This is a genomic window from Bradyrhizobium sp. GW821-FHT13H06, from assembly GCF_058803975.1.
This window is the reverse complement of sequence record NZ_JBXAPN010000001.1, coordinates 814,488-833,688: the sequence shown is the minus strand read 5'-3', so window position 1 is coordinate 833,688 and position 19,201 is coordinate 814,488. Positions and strand designations below refer to the sequence as shown.

Annotated in this window: 14 protein-coding genes; 5 read left to right on the top strand and 9 right to left on the bottom strand. The window is 65.3% G+C overall.

Translation table 11 applies throughout. The annotated features are described in order from the left end of the window. Positions 1 to 14: 14 nt before the first annotated feature. Positions 15 to 1,370, bottom strand: a complete 1,356-nt coding sequence (locus tag AC1RQP_RS03945; protein WP_492936000.1) for a M23 family metallopeptidase — start codon at positions 1,368 to 1,370, stop codon at positions 15 to 17. A 111-nt stretch (positions 1,371 to 1,481) separates the two neighbouring features. Further along, the gene (locus tag AC1RQP_RS03940; protein WP_492935999.1) at positions 1,482 to 2,171 is read right to left on the bottom strand and encodes a peroxiredoxin; all 690 of its coding nucleotides are present in this window, start codon (positions 2,169 to 2,171) and stop codon (positions 1,482 to 1,484) included. Positions 2,172 to 2,366: 195 nt separating this feature from the next. Here AC1RQP_RS03940 and AC1RQP_RS03935 point away from each other — a divergent pair, with 195 nt between their 5' ends. Further along, on the top strand, positions 2,367 to 6,176 hold the full coding sequence (locus AC1RQP_RS03935; protein WP_492935998.1) for a YhdP family protein: 3,810 nt from the start codon (positions 2,367 to 2,369) through the stop codon (positions 6,174 to 6,176). 196 nt (positions 6,177 to 6,372) lie between these two features. Here the strand turns inward: AC1RQP_RS03935 and AC1RQP_RS03930 are convergent, their stop codons facing one another. The 5 genes from AC1RQP_RS03930 to tyrS all read right to left on the bottom strand — a co-directional run bounded on the left by AC1RQP_RS03930 (position 6,373) and on the right by tyrS (position 13,618). After that, positions 6,373 to 8,067, bottom strand: a complete 1,695-nt coding sequence (locus tag AC1RQP_RS03930; protein ID WP_492935997.1) for a methyl-accepting chemotaxis protein — start codon at positions 8,065 to 8,067, stop codon at positions 6,373 to 6,375. Positions 8,068 to 8,335: 268 nt separating this feature from the next. Continuing rightward, on the bottom strand, positions 8,336 to 10,030 hold the full coding sequence (locus AC1RQP_RS03925) for a methyl-accepting chemotaxis protein (RefSeq protein WP_492935996.1): 1,695 nt from the start codon (positions 10,028 to 10,030) through the stop codon (positions 8,336 to 8,338). 365 nt (positions 10,031 to 10,395) lie between these two features. Continuing rightward, positions 10,396 to 10,830: a DoxX family protein gene (locus AC1RQP_RS03920; protein ID WP_492935995.1), complete on the bottom strand. Its 435-nt coding sequence runs from the start codon at positions 10,828 to 10,830 to the stop codon at positions 10,396 to 10,398. A gap of 218 nt (positions 10,831 to 11,048) precedes the next feature. After that, complete coding sequence (locus tag AC1RQP_RS03915) at positions 11,049 to 12,308, bottom strand: MFS transporter (protein WP_492935994.1); 1,260 nt, start codon at positions 12,306 to 12,308, stop codon at positions 11,049 to 11,051. Between the two features lie 56 nt (positions 12,309 to 12,364). Next, on the bottom strand, positions 12,365 to 13,618 hold the full coding sequence (tyrS, locus tag AC1RQP_RS03910; RefSeq protein WP_239623412.1) for a tyrosine--tRNA ligase: 1,254 nt from the start codon (positions 13,616 to 13,618) through the stop codon (positions 12,365 to 12,367). A 165-nt stretch (positions 13,619 to 13,783) separates the two neighbouring features. On the opposite strand from tyrS, the gene AC1RQP_RS03905 reads away from it, so the two are divergent. From AC1RQP_RS03905 to AC1RQP_RS03895, 3 genes are all read left to right on the top strand, one after another. After that, positions 13,784 to 14,884, top strand: a complete 1,101-nt coding sequence (locus AC1RQP_RS03905; protein ID WP_492935993.1) for an anhydro-N-acetylmuramic acid kinase — start codon at positions 13,784 to 13,786, stop codon at positions 14,882 to 14,884. A 97-nt stretch (positions 14,885 to 14,981) separates the two neighbouring features. Continuing rightward, entirely contained in the window at positions 14,982 to 15,659 is a 678-nt protein-coding gene (locus AC1RQP_RS03900; protein WP_492935992.1) for a glutathione S-transferase family protein, read from the top strand. A gap of 9 nt (positions 15,660 to 15,668) precedes the next feature. Then, complete coding sequence (locus AC1RQP_RS03895; RefSeq protein ID WP_492935991.1) at positions 15,669 to 15,992, top strand: DMT family transporter; 324 nt, start codon at positions 15,669 to 15,671, stop codon at positions 15,990 to 15,992. Here the strand turns inward: AC1RQP_RS03895 and AC1RQP_RS03890 are convergent. Then, a complete protein-coding gene (locus tag AC1RQP_RS03890) occupies positions 15,989 to 16,636 on the bottom strand; it encodes an alpha/beta hydrolase (protein WP_024337874.1) in 648 nt (215 codons plus the stop codon). The genes AC1RQP_RS03895 and AC1RQP_RS03890 overlap by 4 nt on opposite strands. A gap of 337 nt (positions 16,637 to 16,973) precedes the next feature. Then, positions 16,974 to 17,828, bottom strand: coding sequence for a LytTR family DNA-binding domain-containing protein (locus AC1RQP_RS03885; protein WP_492935990.1), 855 nt, complete (start codon positions 17,826 to 17,828; stop codon positions 16,974 to 16,976). A gap of 179 nt (positions 17,829 to 18,007) precedes the next feature. Here AC1RQP_RS03885 and AC1RQP_RS03880 point away from each other — a divergent pair, with 179 nt between their 5' ends. Further along, the gene (locus AC1RQP_RS03880; RefSeq protein WP_492935989.1) at positions 18,008 to 19,201 is read left to right on the top strand and encodes an acyltransferase family protein; all 1,194 of its coding nucleotides are present in this window, start codon (positions 18,008 to 18,010) and stop codon (positions 19,199 to 19,201) included.

Sequence of the window (19,201 nt, the reverse complement as noted above, 5' to 3'; positions counted from 1 at the left end):
AGAGCAGCGCGGGACTAACCCGCGCTGAGACGCACGCCGGCGCGCAGGAATTTTTGCGGATCGACTGCTTCGCCCTCGATGCGGGTCTCATAATGCAGATGGGGACCAGTGGAGCGACCGGTCGAGCCGACCAGGCCCACGACCTGGCCGATCTTCACGATCTCGCCGACCTTGACGTTGATCTCTGAGAGATGGCCGTAGCGGGTCGACAGCCCGTTGCCGTGGTCGACCTCGACCATGCGGCCATAGCCGCCGGACCAGCCCGCCGAGACCACCTTGCCGTTGGCGGTGACGCGAACGGGATCACCGGAGGCGGCGCGGAAGTCGAGCCCGGTATGCATCGCGGGCCGCCCGAGGAAAGGATCGCTGCGCACGCCGAAGCCGGAGGTGAACTCGACCTCGCCGATGACGGGCTTGCGATAGGGCACCAGCGCCAGCGTGCGGTTGAGACGGTCCATCTCGGCGCGCGTGGTGTTGATGCGATAGAGCTGCTTCTCGAACGGTCCGGCATTGGCCGTCAACTTGACGGGGACGAAAGGCCCGCCCATCGCGGTGCGCGGCACGGCGGCTTCGAGACTGGCGAGTTTCAGGCCGAGATCGCTGACCACGCCGCGCATGCGGCGCATGCGCGAATCCATGCTTTCCTCGACGGCGTTGAGCGCCGCCATCTGGCGCCGCTCGACCTGATCGAGCGAGTTCGTGAGCCGGGCCAGCACATTGTCGAAGCCGTGGTTCTTGGCGAACTGGCTGGTCGGCGGCGCCGCGACGGTCGGAGCGCGCGATTCGAGGCGCGCTTCGCGGTCCGCCGGCGCCACGAAGATGACGGTGTCGCTGATCGGCGACGGCTTCGGCGTGGCCTGGCTAGCATCGCCGCGCTGCGGGGCGGAGCGGGGAATCGAGCCAGTCACGTCGGGCATGGCGCCGAGCGCCGTGGCCCGGGACTCCAGCGCCGTTTGGCGCTTCATGATCTGGTCGAGCTTCTGGTCGAACTGTTCCTGGTCGAGCAATTGGCGGCTGGTGGCGCGGTCGACCTTGGCGCGCAGCTCGGCGATGCGGTCCTCATAGGCATATTGCATCTCGGCCTGGCGGGCGATCAGCCGGGTCAGGACGTCGTCACGGAACGCAAAGTAGGTGGCCGTTGCTGCCGACCACAGCCCGAGCAGTACCACGGTGCCGACCACGATCCAGAATACCACAGGGCCAAAGCGGACCTGCTTGCCGGCATGGACGATGGTGTAGGCGTCGTCGGCGGCGGGCAGGGGAATCGCGGTTACCGCCGCCGGGGCGGCCGGACGGCGGTGGAGGACGCGTCCGTGGTCATGAGGATGATGTTGGGGGTACTGCGAATATTGGGCAGAACTTTTCGACATCGGCACTCCCGCGCCGGTCGGATGAGTCCGTACGGCCCTAATTGCCGCAGCAATCTGGGCTGGTCATGGTTAATTTTTCGGAAACGGGAACAGGCGAATTTAAAGGACTGGTTAAAGGCTTCTTGCCGCTTCCAGCACCGCGTCGGCATGGCCGTCGACCCGGACATTGCGCCAGATCCGGGCCACCCGGCCGTCGGGACCAATCAGTATCGTGGTGCGAAGAATTCCCAGGAAACTTTTGCCATACATGGATTTTTGGCCCCAGGCGCCATAGGCCTCCAGCATCTCATGTTTCTCATCCGAGATGAGGGGCACGCCGAGCTTGTGCTTGTCGCGGAACTTCTCCTGGGCCTTTAACGGATCGGCGGAGATGCCGAGCACGGCCGCGCCGGCGGCGGTGAAGGCACCGGCCAGGCGGGTGAAGTCGATCGCCTCGCGGGTGCAGCCGGGCGTGTCGGCCCGGGGATAGAAGAACAGGACGAGCTTTCGCCCGGCATAGTCCGCCAGCGTAACCACGTCGCCGCCGTCGCGGGGCAGGCGGAAGGCGGGGGCCTTCTGGCCCTCAACCAGGCCGGACTTCGCCTGAGCGGGCGGGGAGGCCGCTTTGGATGAATTTAACTGTTCCGATGCGGCCTTATGTGATCCTGCTTTTGCTACGGTCCCGGTTGATTTGCCTGCCGGTGTCCGCTGTGTTTTCGCGGACTTTGCTTGAGTCGATGCCCGCGTTTTTGCGGTCTTCTTTTTGGCGGTCGAACTGCCGGAGGACGTTTTGGACGATTTCTTTCGGGATTTCTTGGACATACGCCTTCCTTTCGACGCTTTCGGCGGGTCAATCGAAGCGGTATTGCAGCCCTCGTCCGGCGTGCCGGAATCGCGCCCTCGGCTGGGCAAGTCTGACGACGCCGGAGTATGGTTACAAGGAATTCCACCGACCACCCCACTGCTCGTTGAACGCGCTCCCGGGGCGAAATGACGAACAGCAGGAATATACGAGGTATGGCGGCAGTGCCGGCCCAGGGAGCATCACGTCCCGCGGCCGGCTGCGGTCCCGGCGGCGCTCAATCCTACGACGGGCGCCTGTATCGAGAAGCAATGGCAAGGAATACGTCGCCCCAGGACTACAACCGGGATTTCGATCGGCGCGGCGGCCAACATGAGCCGCAGGAATGGGACGACGCCGACTGGGATCCGGATCAGGAAGCGGCGGCGGGCCATCGCGCGCGGCGGCTGCTGGCGCGTTCCGGTTCGGGCTTCCATCGCTTCGGTGGCGGATTCGGCGGTTTGCGCCGCTGGCTGGGTGGTGGTCGCTGGCTGAAGCGCAGCGCGGTGGTTCTCGGCACCCTGCTCGTCATCTTCGTCGGCTGTTTCGGCGCGCTGTGGTGGCGGCTCGGCGCCGGTCCCATCAATCTGGACATCGCAACGCCATGGCTGGCAGCCGCGATCGAGGACAATATCGGCCACGGCAACACGGTTGAGATCGGCGGCACCCAGATCGAGCGCGCCGGGCGGGTCCGCATCGCCGTCCGCATCCGAGACATCATCGTTCGCGACCGCGATCACGCCATCGTCGCCAGCGCGCCGAAGGCCGAGGTGAAGCTGTCGGGTGCGGGTCTCCTGATGGGGCACCTGCGCGCCGAAAGCCTCAATCTCGTCGATGCCGAGCTCGCGATCCGCATCGCGCCCGATGGCACCGTCACCGTGTCGGCCGGCGACACCGCGAAGCCGCTGGCGACCGGCGTCGCGTCCAAGAAGGACGCCGGCCTGCCGCCGACATTCCCGCGTGGCGGTGTCCCGCCGCCGCCATTCGCGACCGCGCCCGCGAGCCCGGAGGTGTCGCAAGCCGCCCCGCAGGCGACAGCGCAGAGCGGCATCCTCCAGGGCCTCGACTGGCTCGACAGTCTGAGCATGACCGGCCTCGACGGTCAGAACCTCAACGAGATCGGTCTCAAGAACGGCAACCTGGTCGTCGACGATCAGCAGCGCGGCAGCAAATGGTCGTTTGAGAACATCACGCTCAGCCTGCGCCGGCCGAGCCGCGGCGGCGTCGCGCTCAGCCTCGGCGAAGAGGGCGCGCGCCCGTGGATGCTGCGCGCCACGATCGGTCCCGCCGAGAACGGCGTCCGCTCCATCGACATCAAGGCCGACAAGGTCTCGACCTCCAATATCCTCTTGGCGCTGCGGGTGAAGGACTTCACCTACACCGCCGACCTGCCGCTGACCGGCGAACTCAAGGGCGAGCTCGGCCGCGACGGCGTGCCGACCTTCTTCCGCGGCAAGATCGCCGTCGGCGCCGGCAACATCATCGACACCGACACGCCCGACTATCCGATGGCCATCGACTCGGCCGAGATCAATGTCGAGTGGGACGCCAATCGGCGCGTGCTGGTCGCTCCGTTCAAGATTCTCTCCGGCGCGAACCGCCTGACGCTGCTGGCTCATCTCGAGCCGCCCAACGGCACCACCAACGACTGGCAGCTCGGCTTCAGCGGCGGTTCGATTCTGCTCGGCGGCATCGACAACGAGCCGCCGCTCGTCTTCAACCGCATTGCGATCGGACTCCGCTTCGACACGGATCACAAGCGCCTCTTGCTGACGCAGGCCGACATCAGCAATGGCGAGATCGGCGTCGCCGGCACCGGTGCCATCGACTATTCCGGCGAGCCGCGGCTGACGCTGGGCTTTGCGGGAACGCCGATGTCGGCCTCAGCCCTGAAGCGGATGTGGCCGACGCTGGTCGTCCCCGAACTGCGCGAATGGGTGATCGAACGGATCGAGCGCGGTACGCTCCAGCGCATCGAGATCGGCATCAACTCGCCGACGAAGAACCTCCCGCGCAGGGGCCCGCCGATTCCGGACGACGGCCTGTCGGTCAACATCGTGGCGAGCGGTGTCGCGGTCCGCCCCGTGGACGGCATGCCCGTGGTGCGCGATGCCGATTTGAAGGCGCGCGTGACCGGGCGCACTGCGACTGTGAACATCGGGCAGGGCGTTGCGGATACGCCTTCGGGGCGCAAGGTAACGATCTCCGACTTCGTCTTCGAGGTGCCCGATATGGCGCCCAAGCCGTCGCCGTCGCGAAGCAGGTTCAGGGTTGATGGCCCGGTGCCTGCGGCCGCTGAAATGCTCGCCAATGATCGGCTGAGCGATCTGTCGTCGACGGTCGTCGATCCCAACACCAGCAAGGGGACTTTCTCGGCGAACATCCAGCTCGGCATGCCGGTCAAGGGCGAGCTGACCAAGGCCGACACCACCTATGCCGTCACCGCCGACCTCAACGGCTTTGCCGCCGAGAAGCTGGTCATGAACCAGAAGCTGGAGGCCAACAACCTCAAGATATCAGCCAATAACCAGGGCTATCAGGTCAAGGGCGACGTCAAGATCAACGGCCAGGCGGCCTCGCTCGATTATCGCAAGCCGGCCGAGGGCGACGCGGACGTCCGATTGCAGGCGACGCTGGACGATGCCAGCCGCGCGCGCCTGGGATTCGATCTGAGCCCCGCCGTCAGTGGATCGTTGCCGATCAAGCTCTCGGGCAAGATCGCAAGTGGCACGGATCAGACGACCAAGCTCGGCGTCGAGGCCGACCTGACCTCGGTCAAGCTCGACAACATCCTTCCCGGCTGGGTAAAGCTGCCGGGCAAATCCGCCAAGGCCAGCTTCAAGGTGGTGCCGACGGCGCAATCGACGCGTTTCGAGGACATCGTCATCGACGGTGCCGGAGCCTCGATCAAGGGCTCGCTCGAGGTCGACGCGAACGGCGATCTCATGAACGCCAACTTCCCGACCTACGCGCCGTCCGACGGCGACAAGGCGTCGCTCAAAGTCGAGCGCAGCCAGGACGGCGTGGTGCGCGGCACCATGCGCGGCGACGTGTTCGACGGCCGCGGTTTCCTGAAGTCGGCGATCTCAGGCAATTCCAAGGACGACGGCAAGAGCAAGCTGAAGAACGTCGATTTCGACATCGACGTGAAGCTCGGCGCCGTCGCCGGCTTCAACGGCGAGGCCATGCGCAGCGTCGATGCCAAGATGTCGAAACGCAGCGGCGCCGTCAAAGCCTTCACGCTGAGCGGCAAGATTGGCCGCGACACGCCGGTGGCAGCCGATCTGCGCGGCGGCCGCGCGCAGGGCAGCCGCGAGGTGATCTATCTGCAGACCAACGATGCCGGCGCGCTGCTGCGCTTCACCGACACCTACACCAAGGCGGTCGGCGGCCAGATGGTGGTGGCGATGGAGCCGCCGACCTCCGAGCCGAACACCGCGCGCGAGGGCCTGATCAATGTGCGCGACTTCACGGTGAAGGGCGAGGCGCAGCTCGAACGCGTTGCCGCCGGCGCGCCCAACGGCACCGGGAATGGCGTCTCTTTCAGCGCGCTTCGCGCCGAGTTCACGCGGCAGAACGGCGCGCTCACGGTCCGCGACGGCGTGGTCAAGGGACCGATGATCGGTGCCACCATCGAGGGCTCGATCGACTATCCCGGCAACCAGGTGTGCATGAGCGGCACCTTCGTGCCGATGTACGGCGTCAACAACATCTTCGGCCAGATCCCGTTGTTCGGCATCTTCCTCGGCGGCGGCAACAACGAGGGGCTGATCGGCGTGACCTACGAGGTCGTCGGCACCCCGGCGGCCCCGGTGATGCGCGTCAATCCGATCTCGGCGATGGCGCCCGGCCTGTTCCGGAAGATCTTCGAGTTCAACACCGGTAAGCAGAACTCGCCGTTCGACGAATTCCCGTCGCAGTCCAACGACGGCTCGACGGGATCGACGCGCCAGCTGTCGAGCGGTTGCAGCCTCGCGCGGCGATAAACGCCCACATTCCCAAGTGCTCGTCATGCTCGGGCTTGTCCCGCCTGCGCGGCCGAAGCCGCTTCGGCGCGGCGAAGGCCCGGGCATCCACGTTCTTCGTGCGGCGCGGCCAAAAACGTGGATGGCCGGGACAAGCCCGGCCATGACGAATGTGGCGACGCTTTCGCGCTAAACGTCTCGAGTCGGGGGTGGCGCGTTAGGCGGCGCGCACGCCCGCCAGGAAGGTTCCGACCTCGCCGGAGAGCTGCTCGGCCTGCTTGGAGAGGTTCGAGGCCGCCGCGAGCACCATGCCGGCGGCGTTGCCGGTCTCGTTGGCGGCAGTGGAGACGACGCCGATATTGGTGGTGACCTCCTTGGTCGCCTCCGCCGTCTGCGAGACGCTGCGGGCGATCTCGGCCGTGGCGGCGCCTTGCTCCTCGATGGCGGCGCCGATCGAGGTCGCGATGCGGCTGACTTCTTCGATGGTGGCGGTGATGCCGCCGATCGCATCCACCGCTTCCTTGGTCGCGCCCTGGATCTGGGCGATCTTGTCGCCGATCTCGCGGGTGGCTTCCGCAGTCTGGCTCGCCAGCGACTTCACCTCGGAGGCGACGACCGCAAAGCCGCGGCCGGCTTCACCGGCGCGGGCCGCCTCGATGGTGGCGTTGAGCGCGAGCAGATTGGTCTGTGCCGCGATGCTGGAGATCAGCTCGGCGACGTGCTCGATCTGCTGGGCGCCGTCGGACAATGCGCGCACGATGGTGTCGGTGCGGCGGGCGCTGTCCACGGCACGGCCGGTGACCTCGGCGGATTGCGCGACCTGACGGCTGATCTCGGTGATGGAGGAGGAGAGCTCTTCGGCGGCGGCCGCGACGGTCTGGACGCGCTGGCTGGCCTCGGTGGCGGCGGAGCCGACCACGGAGGCGCGGCGGTTGGTGCCCTCGGCGGTTGAGGACATCGACTTGGCGGTGGCCTCGAGCTCACCGGAGCCGGAGGCCATCAGGCCGACGAGCTGGCCGACGGAGGCATCGAAGCGGTCGGCAAGCGCGATCAGGGCCTCGCGCTTCTCCTGTTCGGTGCGCGTCTTGGTGGCGGCCTGTTCAGCTTCCAGCGCGCGCGCCGTCAATGCCGTCTGGCGCAGGATTTCGAGGGTCTCGGCCATGCGGCCGATCTCGTCGCCGCGATCGGTCTCCTCGACGGGCTTGTCGATGGCGCCTTCGGAAATCTCCTGCATGCGATTCTTCTGGCGGTCGAGCGCGCCGAGCACGTCGCGGGCGATCAGCCAGGACAGCGTCGCCATCAGCAGCATCAGGCCGATGCCGATCGCGCCGAGCTGCAGCGTCAGCGCGCGCACGTCGGCGTCGATGTCGTCGACATAGAGGCCGTAGGCAATCGCGACGTTCCAGGGCGCAAAGTGGCGCGCGAACACCAGTTTGCGAACCGGAACGGTCTCGCCCGGACGCGGGAAGAGATAGGACAGGATCGCGCCTTCTGCCGCCTGCTTGGCCGTGCTGACCGTGGCATCGCCGATCACGATGCCATTGGCATCCTTGATCCCGTTATTCTTGCCCTCGAGCTGAGGCGCGCCGCCGTTCATCATAACGGTTGAATCGGCGGTGTAGACGACGGGATAGCCCTGGCCACCGTTGAACTTCATCTGCCGGCCGCGCAGCTTGAATTGGGTTTGCGCATCGGCGAGCGTCATCTTGCCGGCGGTCACCTCGTCCTGAAGCGATTGCGCGAATCCGTGCAGCAGATCGACCGCCGTCTGCATCTGGCGTGCGCGATCTTCGAGCATGCGGGTCTTGCTGAGATAGCTCGACCCGACGATGAGAGCGGTGACGGTCAGCGCCGCGAGACAGACCATGCTGGCGAGCTTGGTGCGGATCTTCAGGTGACTGAGCAGCGACATGACGGCCTCGGGAACGGTTGTAGAATGCTTGTTCTCGCGCAGCCGTATCAGGAAGTTCTTACCATTCCTGAACGCAGGAGATGTCGCGTTCAGGTGCTCCGCAATCGGCGCAGCCGTGGACACGCATATGCAGGTGTGAGGTCGACGACTGCGGCGACGTGTCCAGAAAAATATGGATCGTGATCGTGTTTATGTGGTCGAGCGTCGGCTCAATCGATGCATCGATTCCTCGATGCATCGTCGTGTTCGGGCACGGATGTCGCGCGGCTCACGCCGCGCGCACGCCGGCCAGGAACGTCCCGACCTCGCCGGAGAGCTGCTCGGCCTGCTTGGAGAGGTTCGAGGCCGCCGCGAGCACCATGCCGGCGGCGTTGCCGGTCTCGTTGGCGGCAGTGGAGACGACGCCGATATTGGTGGTGACCTCCTTGGTTGCCTCCGCCGTCTGCGAGACGCTGCGGGCGATCTCGGCCGTGGCGGCGCCTTGCTCCTCGATGGCGGCGCCGATCGAGGTCGCGATGCGGCTGACTTCTTCGATGGTGGCGGTGATGCCGCCGATCGCATCCACCGCTTCCTTGGTCGCGCCCTGGATCTGGGCGATCTTGTCGCCGATCTCGCGGGTGGCTTCCGCAGTCTGGCTCGCCAGCGACTTCACCTCGGAGGCGACGACCGCAAAGCCGCGGCCGGCTTCACCGGCGCGTGCCGCCTCGATGGTGGCGTTGAGCGCGAGCAGATTGGTCTGTGCCGCGATGCTGGAGATCAGCTCGGCGACGTGCTCGATCTGCTGGGCGCCGTCGGACAATGCGCGCACGATGGTGTCGGTGCGGCGGGCGCTGTCCACGGCACGGCCGGTGACCTCGGCGGATTGCGCGACCTGACGGCTGATCTCGGTGATGGAGGAGGAGAGTTCTTCGGCGGCGGCCGCGACGGTCTGGACGCGCTGGCTGGCTTCGGTGGCGGCCGAACCGACCACGGCGGCACGGCTGTTGGTGCCTTCGGCGGTCGAGGACATCGACTTGGCGGTGGCCTCGAGCTCACCGGAGCCGGAGGCCATCAGGCCGACGAGCTGGCCGACGGAGGCATCGAAGCGGTCGGCAAGCGCGATCAGGGCCTCGCGCTTCTCCTGTTCGGTGCGCGTCTTGGTGGCGACCTGTTCGGCTTCCAGCGCGCGCGCCGTCAATGCCGTCTGGCGCAGGATTTCGAGGGTCTCGGCCATGCGGCCGATCTCGTCGCCGCGATCGGTCTCCTCGACCGGCTTGTCGATGGCGCCTTCGGAGATTTCCTGCATGCGATTCTTCTGGCGGTCGAGCGCGCCGAGCACGTCGCGGGCGATCAGCCAGGACAGCGTCGCCATCAGCAGCATCAGGCCGATGCCGATCGCGCCGAGCTGCAGCGTCAGCGCGCGCACGTCGGCGTCGATGTCGTCGACATAGAGGCCGTAGCTGATGGTCACGTTCCAGGGCGCGAATTTGCGTGCGAATACGGTCTTGCGGACCGGCTCGGTCTGGCCGGGACGGGGATAGAGATAGGAGGTCACGCCGCCCTGCGCGGTCTCGTTGCCGGCCTTGATGATGGCGTCGGCGATCAGCACGCCATTGGAATCCTTGGCGCCGGTGATCTTGCCTTCGAGCTGCTGATTGGCGCCGTTCACGACCAGGGAGGAGTCCTGATTGTAGACCACCGGATAGCCCTGGTTGCCGTTGAAGTTCATGCGGCGGCCGCGCTGGTGGAACAGGGTCTTGGCGTCGGCTTGCGTGAGCTTGCCGGCGGTGACTTCGTCCTGGAGCGACTGGGCGTAGTTGAAGAGGAGCTCCACTGCGGTCCGCATCTGCTGGACGCGGTCCTCCATCATGCGGCTCTTGCTGAGCACGGCCGATACGCCGATGATGGCCGTGACTGTGAGAGCCGCAAGGCAGACCATGCTGGCAAGCTTGGTGCGGATCTTCAAATGGCTCAGCAGCTTCATCACAGCCCCTACGAAATGATTGTTATTGCTCGCATGGGTAGCATGAAGTTCTTACCAAACGTGAACATGCGCGCGCAGAACCGCGCCGCGCGAAAGCTACGGTGCAATCGTATGCGCAAGCCTGCAACTGAATCGACGACAGGCGTCGGTGCAGGCCAATCCGGATGCCGGAGAGAATTGGTTTTTCGCTTTGGCGGTCAGCGTGCCTCGCAGGAGCGCTCATGAATCGGTTCGGTCACCGAATCATCATGTCCGTGCTGCTCGTGGCGGTCCTCGTTCTCATCTGGAACGTGCTGGGGACGCGCTGACCGGCACCGGCAGATCCGCCGGTGCCGTCTTACTTTCAGGTTAACCGGCGAAGCGCGTCAGCGCCGCGCATAGGCGCCGCCTGCGTCGCTCTCCTTGCCCATCGCAGCATCGACGCTCACCGAGCCGCCGCCGGCCGCCGAGAGATAGAGACAGGCGAAGCAGAACAGGATCGCGGCGGTGCCGCCGTTCAGCAGCGGCAGGAACACCGGCGTCTCGCCCTTGAACATGTGGCCCATGAAGTAGGCGAACGCCATTTCACCCGAGAGGATGAACGCGGTGAGCCGCGTGAACAGGCCGAGGATCAGGAGCGCGCCGAGCACGAGCTCGATCGCGCCGGCCGTCCAGATCAGCGGCGGAATGTTGGCGAAGTAGGGAAGCACCGGAAACTTGAACAGCTTGGCGACGCCGTACTGGAACAGCAACAGGCCGGTGACGAAGCGAAACAGGCTCAGCAGAACCGGTTGAAAGCGAGTGAGATAAGGAAAGTCCATTGGTTTGCCCTCCATCCAATGCTGCGACTTGGACCGTATTCAGTTTCGTCTCGCAAGCCACCTACGATCAATTCCGCGCTGACATTTTTGTCATGTCGGACAAAACACCGCAGGCCCGGCATTTCAGCCGCGCGCGATCCGCTTTTTTTGCGTGTTCGCCTCAGGCTCGTAGGTAATATCCCGGTGACGCCAAGGGATGCAGGTTACGTCGGGGAGACCTACTCCCGCAAGGCGGGGACGACCAGGAATGGAATCATTCCGAGGATGACGCTCGCAAGTGCGAAGACCAGCAGGAGATTGTAGCCGTGCGTTGCGTCGTGAATCAGACCGCCGCTCCATGAGCCGAAGGCCGAGCCCAAGCCGCTGCCGATCGAGATCGTGCCGAAGATGGTGCCGACGCGCTTGCCGCGAAAGATCTTCATCGCGGTGGCGGTGATCAGCGGCCCGCGGGAGCCCATCATGCTGCCGAAGCAGACGACGAAACCGGTGAGCAGGATGACGTTCGGATAGTACTGCAGCAGCCAGAGCAGAACGATGCCGAGGATCGAGATCGCGTAGCTGAGCAGCACCGACGGCCGGCGTCCGATCAGTACGTCGAGCGCGGAGACGCCGAGCATGCCGAACACCAGCACGACGCCAGAGAAGCCCCAGGCGGTCGCAGCCTGGAGCGGCGGGAAGCCGGCGTCGATCAGATAAGCGACGATCTGCGCGGCGATCGCATACATGCCGACCGCGGTGAAGAAGAAGGTCGAGGACAGCGCCCAGAAGGCATGGTGGCGCATCGCGCTCGCCAATGTCCAGCCGTTGTCGATGAAATCAGGGTCGCTTCTCTTGGCGATATGCGGCGAGCCGGCCGAAAACATCCGCCAGGGCAGGAGCAGCAGCGGCACCAGCAGCGCGAGCGCGGCAAGGCCATAGACCTGGTAGGTCTCGCGCCAGCCGAGATGATCGATCAGAAGCTGCGAGGCCGGCAGCAGCGCCAGCACGCCGCCGCCCATCGCCGAATAGACCACCGCCATGGCGGTCGGCAGCCGTGATCCGAACCAGCGGCCGAGCAGGATCGAGCTCGGCACGTTGCCGATGAAGGCAACGCCGATACCGACGCAGATGCCGATCGAGAGCTGGAACTGCCACAGCGCTTGGGCCCGGCTTGCAATCAGGAAGGCTGAGCCGAGCAAGAACAGCCCGAGCGCATAGACCATGCGCGGGCCAGCATGATCGAACAGGCGCCCGACCAGCGGTGCGGTCAGTCCGCTGATCAGCCAGGTCAGAGAATAGATCGAGACGACCTGCGCGCGGTCCCAGCCGAAGTTCTCGGAGATCGGCTTCAAGAAAACGGTGAAGCTCTCGCTGAGCCCGCGGCCCAGAACAGCCAGGGTAAAACAAAGGCAGAGCACCACGAGGGCGGTGCGCACCGCCTCGCGCTTGGTGCTGCCGGCTTGTTCCTTGCGCGTTTCCCTGGGCGTGTTCTGGTCCATTGCCGTCAGGGAGCGCGCATCCGCGCACCCTGACAAGCAGCGAAAAGCTCATACGCCTATGCAGGCTTGATCAGGATGTGCTTCTTCTTGCCGAAGGACAGCTTGATCACGCCTTCCGGCGTCAGATTGGCCGCAGAGAGCGCCATCTTCTCGTCGGTGACGGGCGCGTCGTTCACACGCAGGCCGCCACCTTTGATCTGCCGCCGTGCCTCGCCGTTGGAGGCAACGAGGCCCGCCTTGACGAAGGCGGCGAGCACGCCGAAGCCGGCGTCGAGTTCGCCGCGCGGAATTTCCACGGTCGGCAGGCTCTCGGCGAGGGCGCCTTCTTCAAAGGTGCGTCGCGCGGTTTCGGCCGCTTCGTTTGCGGCATCGCGGCCGTGCAGCAGCGCGGTCGCTTCGGTGGCGAGCACCTTCTTGGCCTCGTTGATCTCCGAGCCGCCAAGCGCTTCGAGCTTCTTGATCTCGGCGATCGGCAGCGTCGTGAACAGCTTCAGGAACTTGCCGACGTCGGCGTCTTCGGTGTTGCGCCAGTACTGCCAGAAATCATAGGGCGAGAACTGGTCGGCATTGAGCCACACCGCGCCTTGCGCGGTCTTGCCCATCTTGGCGCCCGACGCTGTCGTCAGCAGCGGCGTCGTCAGCGCGAACAGCTGGTGGGTGCCCATGCGGCGGCCGAGATCGACGCCCATGATGATGTTGCCCCACTGGTCCGAGCCGCCCATCTGGAGGCGGCAACCGGTGCGCTTGGCCAGCTCGACGAAGTCGTAGGCCTGGCAGACCATGTAGTTGAATTCGATGAAGCTCATCTCCTGCTCGCGCTCGAGACGCAGCCGCACGGAGTCCATGGTCAGCATGCGGTTGACTGAGAAGTGCCGGCCGACGTCGCGCAGCATCTCGATCCAGTTCAGCCTGGTCAGCCACTCCGCATTGTCGAGCATGATGGCGTCGCTCTTGCCCTCGCCATAACGCAGCACCTTTGCGAACACGCCGCGGATCGATTCCTTGTTGGCCTCGATCTCGGCGACGGTGCGCATCGCGCGCGTCTCGTCCTTGCCGGAGGGGTCCCCCACCATGGTGGTGCCGCCGCCCATCAGCGTGATCGGCTTGTTGCCGGACTGCTGGAGCCAGTGCAGCATCATCATGGTCAGGTAGTTGCCGATGTGCAGCGAGCGGGCGGTGCAATCGTAGCCGACATAGGCGATGGCCTCGCCCTTGGCGGCGAGCGCATCCAGCCCCTCGAAATCGGAGCACTGGTGGATGAATCCTCGTTCCTGCAGGATATTGAGGAAATCCGATTTAAATGCAGTCATCTGTCGGCGTGCCTGACAATTCTTGGTTTACTGTTTTGGGGGCAATTTAAGGGTCTTCCGCGGGAACCCGATGACCGCCCGCCACCTGGCGCGTTGGCATTATAAGATGTGTCCCTCTGGCACAAGATCGGCAGGCCAGGGCGGGTCTCTTGAGGACGCTGATCCATGATGTTGACGGCACTCGGTCTGATGAGCGGCACCTCGCTGGATGGGGTGGATGTCGCGCTGATCGAAACCGACGGAAAACAGGTGAAGGCGTTCGGGCCGACCGGCTACCGGGCCTACGGCCCGGCCGAGCGCAACCTGCTGCGCCAGGCGCTGAGCGAGGCCGTGCATCTTTCGCAACGCGACGCCCGCCCGGGCATTCTGGCCGATGCCGAGCGTGCGGTGGCGCGGGCCCATGCCGAGGCGGTCACTGCCTTCCTCGCCCAGAATCGCATGAGGCCGGAGGATATCGACATCGTCGGCTTCCATGGCCAGACCGTGCTGCACCGGCCCGAGAAGCGGCTGACGGTGCAGATCGGCGATGGGCCGGCACTGGCCAGGGCGATCCATATTCCCGTCATGTATGATTTCCGCGCGGCCGACGTCGAGGCCGGCGGGCAGGGTGCGCCTTTCGTGCCGGTCTACCACCGGGCGCTGGTCCAATCGCTGCAGCGCGAGGGGCCGATCGTCGTGGTCAATATCGGCGGCGTTTCCAACGTTACCTATATTGACGGCGAGGCGTTGATTGCCTGCGACACGGGGCCGGGCAATGCGCTGCTGGACGATTTCATGTACCGCACCATGAACCAGGCGTTCGATGCGGAAGGCAAATTCGCAGCGCTCGGCAAGGTGGATGAAGCCTGGATTGCGCGGGCGCTGGAGCTGCCGTTCTTTGCGCTGCCGCCGCCGAAATCGCTCGACCGCAACGATTTTGCCGCCCTGAAGCTCGGCGACGTCGCGCCGGCCGACGGTGCCGCGACACTGACTGCCTTCACCGCGGCGGCGATCGCCCGCATCATTTCGCTGTTGCCGCGGCGGCCGCGGAGCTGGATCGTCTGCGGCGGCGGTGCCCGCAACCTGACCATGCTGCGGATGCTGCGGGAGCGGGTGGGCTCGGCGACCGTCGAGGCCGCCGATACGCTCGGCTGGGCCTCTGATGCCATCGAGGCGCAGGCCTTCGGTTTCCTCGCTGTGCGCGGTTTGAAGGGCCTGCCATTGTCTTATCCAGCGACCACAGGCGTACCCATGCCGATGACGGGCGGGGTCATGGCGCGGCCCTGAGATCGCGGCCGATCAATGCAGATGCATTGATCTTGACGAGTTCATGCAAGCGCATCTATAGTGAATGCAGTTGCATTGAACCGCCGGGATCGCTGCCATGACCGCTTCGTTGAAACTGATCAGCCACAAGCTTTGTCCCTACGTGCAGCGCGCCGTGATCGCGCTGACAGAGAAGGGCGTGCCGTTCGAGCGGATCGACATCGATCTCGCCAGCAAGCCGGACTGGTTCTTGAAGCTGTCGCCGCTCGGCAAGGTGCCGGTGCTGGTGGTGACGACGGAGCAGGGCGAGGTCGCGCTGTTCGAGAGCAACGTGATCTGCGAGTACATCGAGGAGACGCAAGGCGGCGCGAAGCTGCATCCGGCGGATGCGTTGAAGCGTGCCGAACACCGCGCCTGGATGGAGTTCGGCTCGGCGATCCTTGGCGACCTCTGGGGCCTGGAAACCACGACCGATCCGGCGACCTTCGAGAACAAGCGTCAGGCGCTCGTCGCGAAGTTTGCGCGCGTCGAGGCCGCGCTCGGCACTGGTCCCTTCTTTGCCGGCGACCCGTTCAGTCTCGTCGACGCCGTGTTCGCGCCGATCTTCCGCTACTTCGATCTGTTCGACGAATTGACTGAGCATGGCATCTTCCGCGATGTGCCGAAGATCCGTGCGTGGCGCGCCGAGCTCGCGAAACGTCCGAGTGTGCGCAGCGCCGTCGGCGCGGACTATCCGCAATTGCTGCGCGCCTTCCTCGTGCGGCACGACGCGCATCTGCTCAAGCTTGCGGCCTGAGCGCGCGCCATGTCGCCGTCGTTGGCTTGGGCCATGCTCGTGCTCGCCGGCCTGCTCGACGTCGGCTGGGCGATCACGATGAAATATGCGGAAGGCTACACGCGGCCGGGCTGGAGCATTGCGTCGCTCGTGCTGCTCGCCGCCTTCGTGTTCCTGCTCGGACGCGCGCTGAAGGTGCTCGAGGTCGGCGTCGCCTATTCGGTTTGGACCGGCATTGGCGCCGCCGGCACCTTCCTCATGGGCGTGGTGCTGTTCGGCGAGTCCTTGAGCGCGATGAAGCTTGCGGGCATCGCGCTCGTCTTGACGGGGATCGTCGCGCTCAAGCTGGCTTAGCGGACGTTTGCCAGACGCATGTCGAGATAGGCCGTGATGGTCTCCATCAACGGCTCGAGCTTGGCGTCGAAGAAATGGTTGGCGCCGGGGATGATCTGCTGGTCGATCACGATGCCCTTCTGCGTCTTCAGCTTCTCGACCAGCGTGTTGACGTCCTTGGGCGGCACCACCGCGTCTTTCTCGCCATGCACGATCAGGCCCGACGACGGGCAGGGCGCGAGGAACGAGAAGTCGTAGAGGTTCGCGGGCGGCGCGATCGAGATGAAGCCCTCGACCTCGGGACGGCGCATCAGGAGCTGCATGCCGATCCAGGCGCCGAAGGAGAAGCCGGCGACCCAGCAGGCGCGCGCTTCGGGATTGATGGTCTGCGCCCAGTCGAGTGCGGCGGCTGCATCCGACAGTTCGCCGGTGCCGTGGTCGAACGAGCCCTGGCTGCGGCCGACGCCGCGGAAATTGAAGCGCAGCACCGAGAAGCCGCGATGCGCGAAGGCGTAGTAGCACTGGTACACGATCTGATGGTTCATCGTGCCGTGGAACTGCGGATGCGGATGCAGGATCATCGCGATCGGCGCGTTCTTCTGCTTGGCCGGGTGATAGCGGCCTTCGAGACGGCCCGCAGGGCCGGTAAAAATAACTTCAGGCATGGATGTCTCTGATTGAGTCCCTTGGAGGTGATCCCTGCGCAATCAACCGACTGTGGCTCCATCAGCGTTGCGGCCGACGGGAGCACGAATGAGGGTGGAGAGGCGCGCCCTCGGATGATGCGCGAGTGGCGCGCAGGTGAACTGACGCGCGCGTTCTAACACGAGGCAAGGGTCAAAAAGCAAGCTTCTTCGACATCTCTCAATGGGCTCAAGAGCTTAGTCAGTCATGGCAGCGTCATCTTCGGCCTGCCGCCCCTGATCGGGACCTGCCCGAGTTCAACGGGAGAACGGCAGGAGCCGGCCGCTCTGCCGGAGGGCGGCGCTCAACCAATTGGAATCACGACTGTTTCGCCGGTCGATCGGCGGTGGTGATTCCCGCCGGGGCGGTTCGGCTTCCGAGCGCGGCGACCGCCGGCCGGTAACGTCGGCTGCCCCCGAGCGACTGGCCGTTGTCGAAGGCGAGCTCGAAATCTCCTGATGGCTTGAGGTCCACGCCGCGCACCCGGTCGAGATTGGCAAGCCTGGTCCGATGAACGCGGACGATGGAAAAACGCGCCAGCTCGCTTTCCGCGGCCGCCAGCGTACCCCGGATCAGGTGCTGGGTGCCGTCGGCGAGGCTGTATTCGATGTAGTTGCCGGCGGACGCGACCCAGAGGATGTCGTGCGGCACCACGCGAAGGCGGCTCGTTCCGTCGCGCAGCCAAATCACATCCGGCGATGAAGCCTGTTGGGGGGGCGGTGGTGTCGGCGGCGCGGCTGCGGCGCTCTTCAGCTCGCGGCGGCTTTCGAGCAACCAGATCGTGCCGGCGATCAGGACGACCGCCACGGCATCCTTGCGGAATTCGTAAAGGACCGTCGCAAGCGAGAAACGGAAATCGTAGGCTCCTCCGGCGAGCCAGAGCGCAAGCTTCCGCACCCAGACCATGCCGCTGATGTGGAGCGCCGAAAAGCCGAGCAGGGTGATCGCCCCGATTGCTGCGCGGGCGGCAAGGCCGCGCGTCTGGCGCATGCGGCGGACCGCCAGCACCAGGATCGGCAGCAGCAGCAGGATGACGGCAATGCTCGACATCTCCCAGAACAGCCGCCGGCCGATGTCGTAGCGGTCGCCGCGCCAGGCGGCGTCCTGAGCGCCCGAAAACGCGTTGACGATTCCGGTCGCGAGCGCAACCGCCGCAATCGCGGCGAACATCATCCGGTCGCCGCCGCTGATCCCAAAAAGCCCGCGACTCGTCCCGGCCGCGGGCGGCTCGTCCCCCCGCGTCCGATTCTGATCCCAAACCGGCTCGACGCGCGCCGCCGGTGGAGCATTTTCGGTGTCAGCAGCCATGGCCCGGAAACCGCGTTCGTCGTCCCGTCAAGGAGCAGAATACCATGACAACACCACAGCAATTCCAAAGCTCTGACAGGCGCATCGATCTGGACTGGGTGCGGATTTTAGCCTTTGGGCTGCTGATCTTCTACCACGTCGGCATGCTCTACGTGTCCTGGGGATTTCACATCAAGAGCGTGCACCGCCTCACCTTGCTGGAACCGGTGATGCTGTTCCTCAACCCCTGGCGGCTGTCGCTGCTGTTTCTGGTGTCCGGGGTTGCCACGCGCTTCATGCTGGACAAGGCGAGTCTCGCCTTGATGGCCGGTGCACGGACGGCGCGGCTCTTGATCCCGCTGATCTTCGGCATGCTCATCATCGTGCCGCCGCAGTCCTACCTCCAGATCGTCGAGAGCCTCGGCTATTCCGCGGGCTTTTTCGATTTCTACGCCCGGCACTATTTTGCCTTCGGGGCGCAGTTCTGTCCGAACCCCTGCATCGTGTTGCCGACCTGGAACCATCTCTGGTTCGTGGTCTATCTGTGGGTCTACACGATGGCCTTGCTGGGCGTGCTCACGCTTTGGCCGGCCGGCGCCGACTGGCTTGGCCGCAAGCTGGCCGTCTTGCTCGCCGGGCCATCGCTCCTGATCGTGCCGTGCCTGCTGTTTGTAGCCTGGCGTCTGGTGCTGTTCCCGGCCTTCCCGTCGACGCATGCGTTGTTCGGTGACTGGTACAACCACGCGGACCACGCCACGGCCTTCCTGATCGGTTTTCTCATGGCGAAGCAGGAAGGGATCTGGCGCAATGTCGAGGCCCGGCGCTGGGTGGCATTGGTGGCTGCGGCCGTCTGCTTCTCGGCCTTCATCCTGGTTCGCGCCGGTCTGTTTGCGCCATCGCCGGCGCTGAAGTGGGCCGCCGCCTCGGCCTATGGTGGCTACCAATGGCTCGCGATTGCAGCCGTGCTGGGCTTTGCGCGGCGCTACTTCACAGCCGACGGCCCCGTGCGTCGCTATCTGACCGACGCGATCTTCCCGTACTACATCGTGCATCAGACCGCGATCATCGTGATCGCGCATCAACTGCATGACACCGGTATGCCAGCCGGGATGGAGGCGTTCATCGTCATCATTGGGACCGCACTCACATGTGTGACGACCTATGAAATCGTCCGACGCATCGCCTGCCTGCGGCCGCTGTTCGGATTGCGGGCGGTGCCGCGGACGGTTCTCAGGACGGAGCAGCACCAGCTGGTCTGA

Bases quoted from the DNA above. Each gene is read 5' to 3' on its own strand.
- AC1RQP_RS03915 (WP_492935994.1), bottom strand. From the start codon at position 12,308: ATGGACCAGAACACGCCCAGGGAAACGCGCAAGGAACAAGCCGGCAGC.
- tyrS (WP_239623412.1), bottom strand. From the start codon at position 13,618: ATGACTGCATTTAAATCGGATTTCCTCAATATCCTGCAGGAACGAGGA.
- AC1RQP_RS03905 (WP_492935993.1), top strand. From the start codon at position 13,784: ATGATGTTGACGGCACTCGGTCTGATGAGCGGCACCTCGCTGGATGGG.
- AC1RQP_RS03890 (WP_024337874.1), bottom strand. From the start codon at position 16,636: ATGCCTGAAGTTATTTTTACCGGCCCTGCGGGCCGTCTCGAAGGCCGC.
- AC1RQP_RS03880 (WP_492935989.1), top strand. From the start codon at position 18,008: ATGACAACACCACAGCAATTCCAAAGCTCTGACAGGCGCATCGATCTG.
- AC1RQP_RS03895 (WP_492935991.1), top strand. From the start codon at position 15,669: ATGTCGCCGTCGTTGGCTTGGGCCATGCTCGTGCTCGCCGGCCTGCTC.
- AC1RQP_RS03945 (WP_492936000.1), bottom strand. From the start codon at position 1,370: ATGTCGAAAAGTTCTGCCCAATATTCGCAGTACCCCCAACATCATCCT.
- AC1RQP_RS03885 (WP_492935990.1), bottom strand. From the start codon at position 17,828: ATGATGTTCGCCGCGATTGCGGCGGTTGCGCTCGCGACCGGAATCGTC.
- AC1RQP_RS03930 (WP_492935997.1), bottom strand. From the start codon at position 8,067: ATGTCGCTGCTCAGTCACCTGAAGATCCGCACCAAGCTCGCCAGCATG.
- AC1RQP_RS03900 (WP_492935992.1), top strand. From the start codon at position 14,982: ATGACCGCTTCGTTGAAACTGATCAGCCACAAGCTTTGTCCCTACGTG.
- AC1RQP_RS03935 (WP_492935998.1), top strand. From the start codon at position 2,367: ATGGCGGCAGTGCCGGCCCAGGGAGCATCACGTCCCGCGGCCGGCTGC.
- AC1RQP_RS03920 (WP_492935995.1), bottom strand. From the start codon at position 10,830: ATGGACTTTCCTTATCTCACTCGCTTTCAACCGGTTCTGCTGAGCCTG.
- AC1RQP_RS03925 (WP_492935996.1), bottom strand. From the start codon at position 10,030: ATGAAGCTGCTGAGCCATTTGAAGATCCGCACCAAGCTTGCCAGCATG.
- AC1RQP_RS03940 (WP_492935999.1), bottom strand. From the start codon at position 2,171: ATGTCCAAGAAATCCCGAAAGAAATCGTCCAAAACGTCCTCCGGCAGT.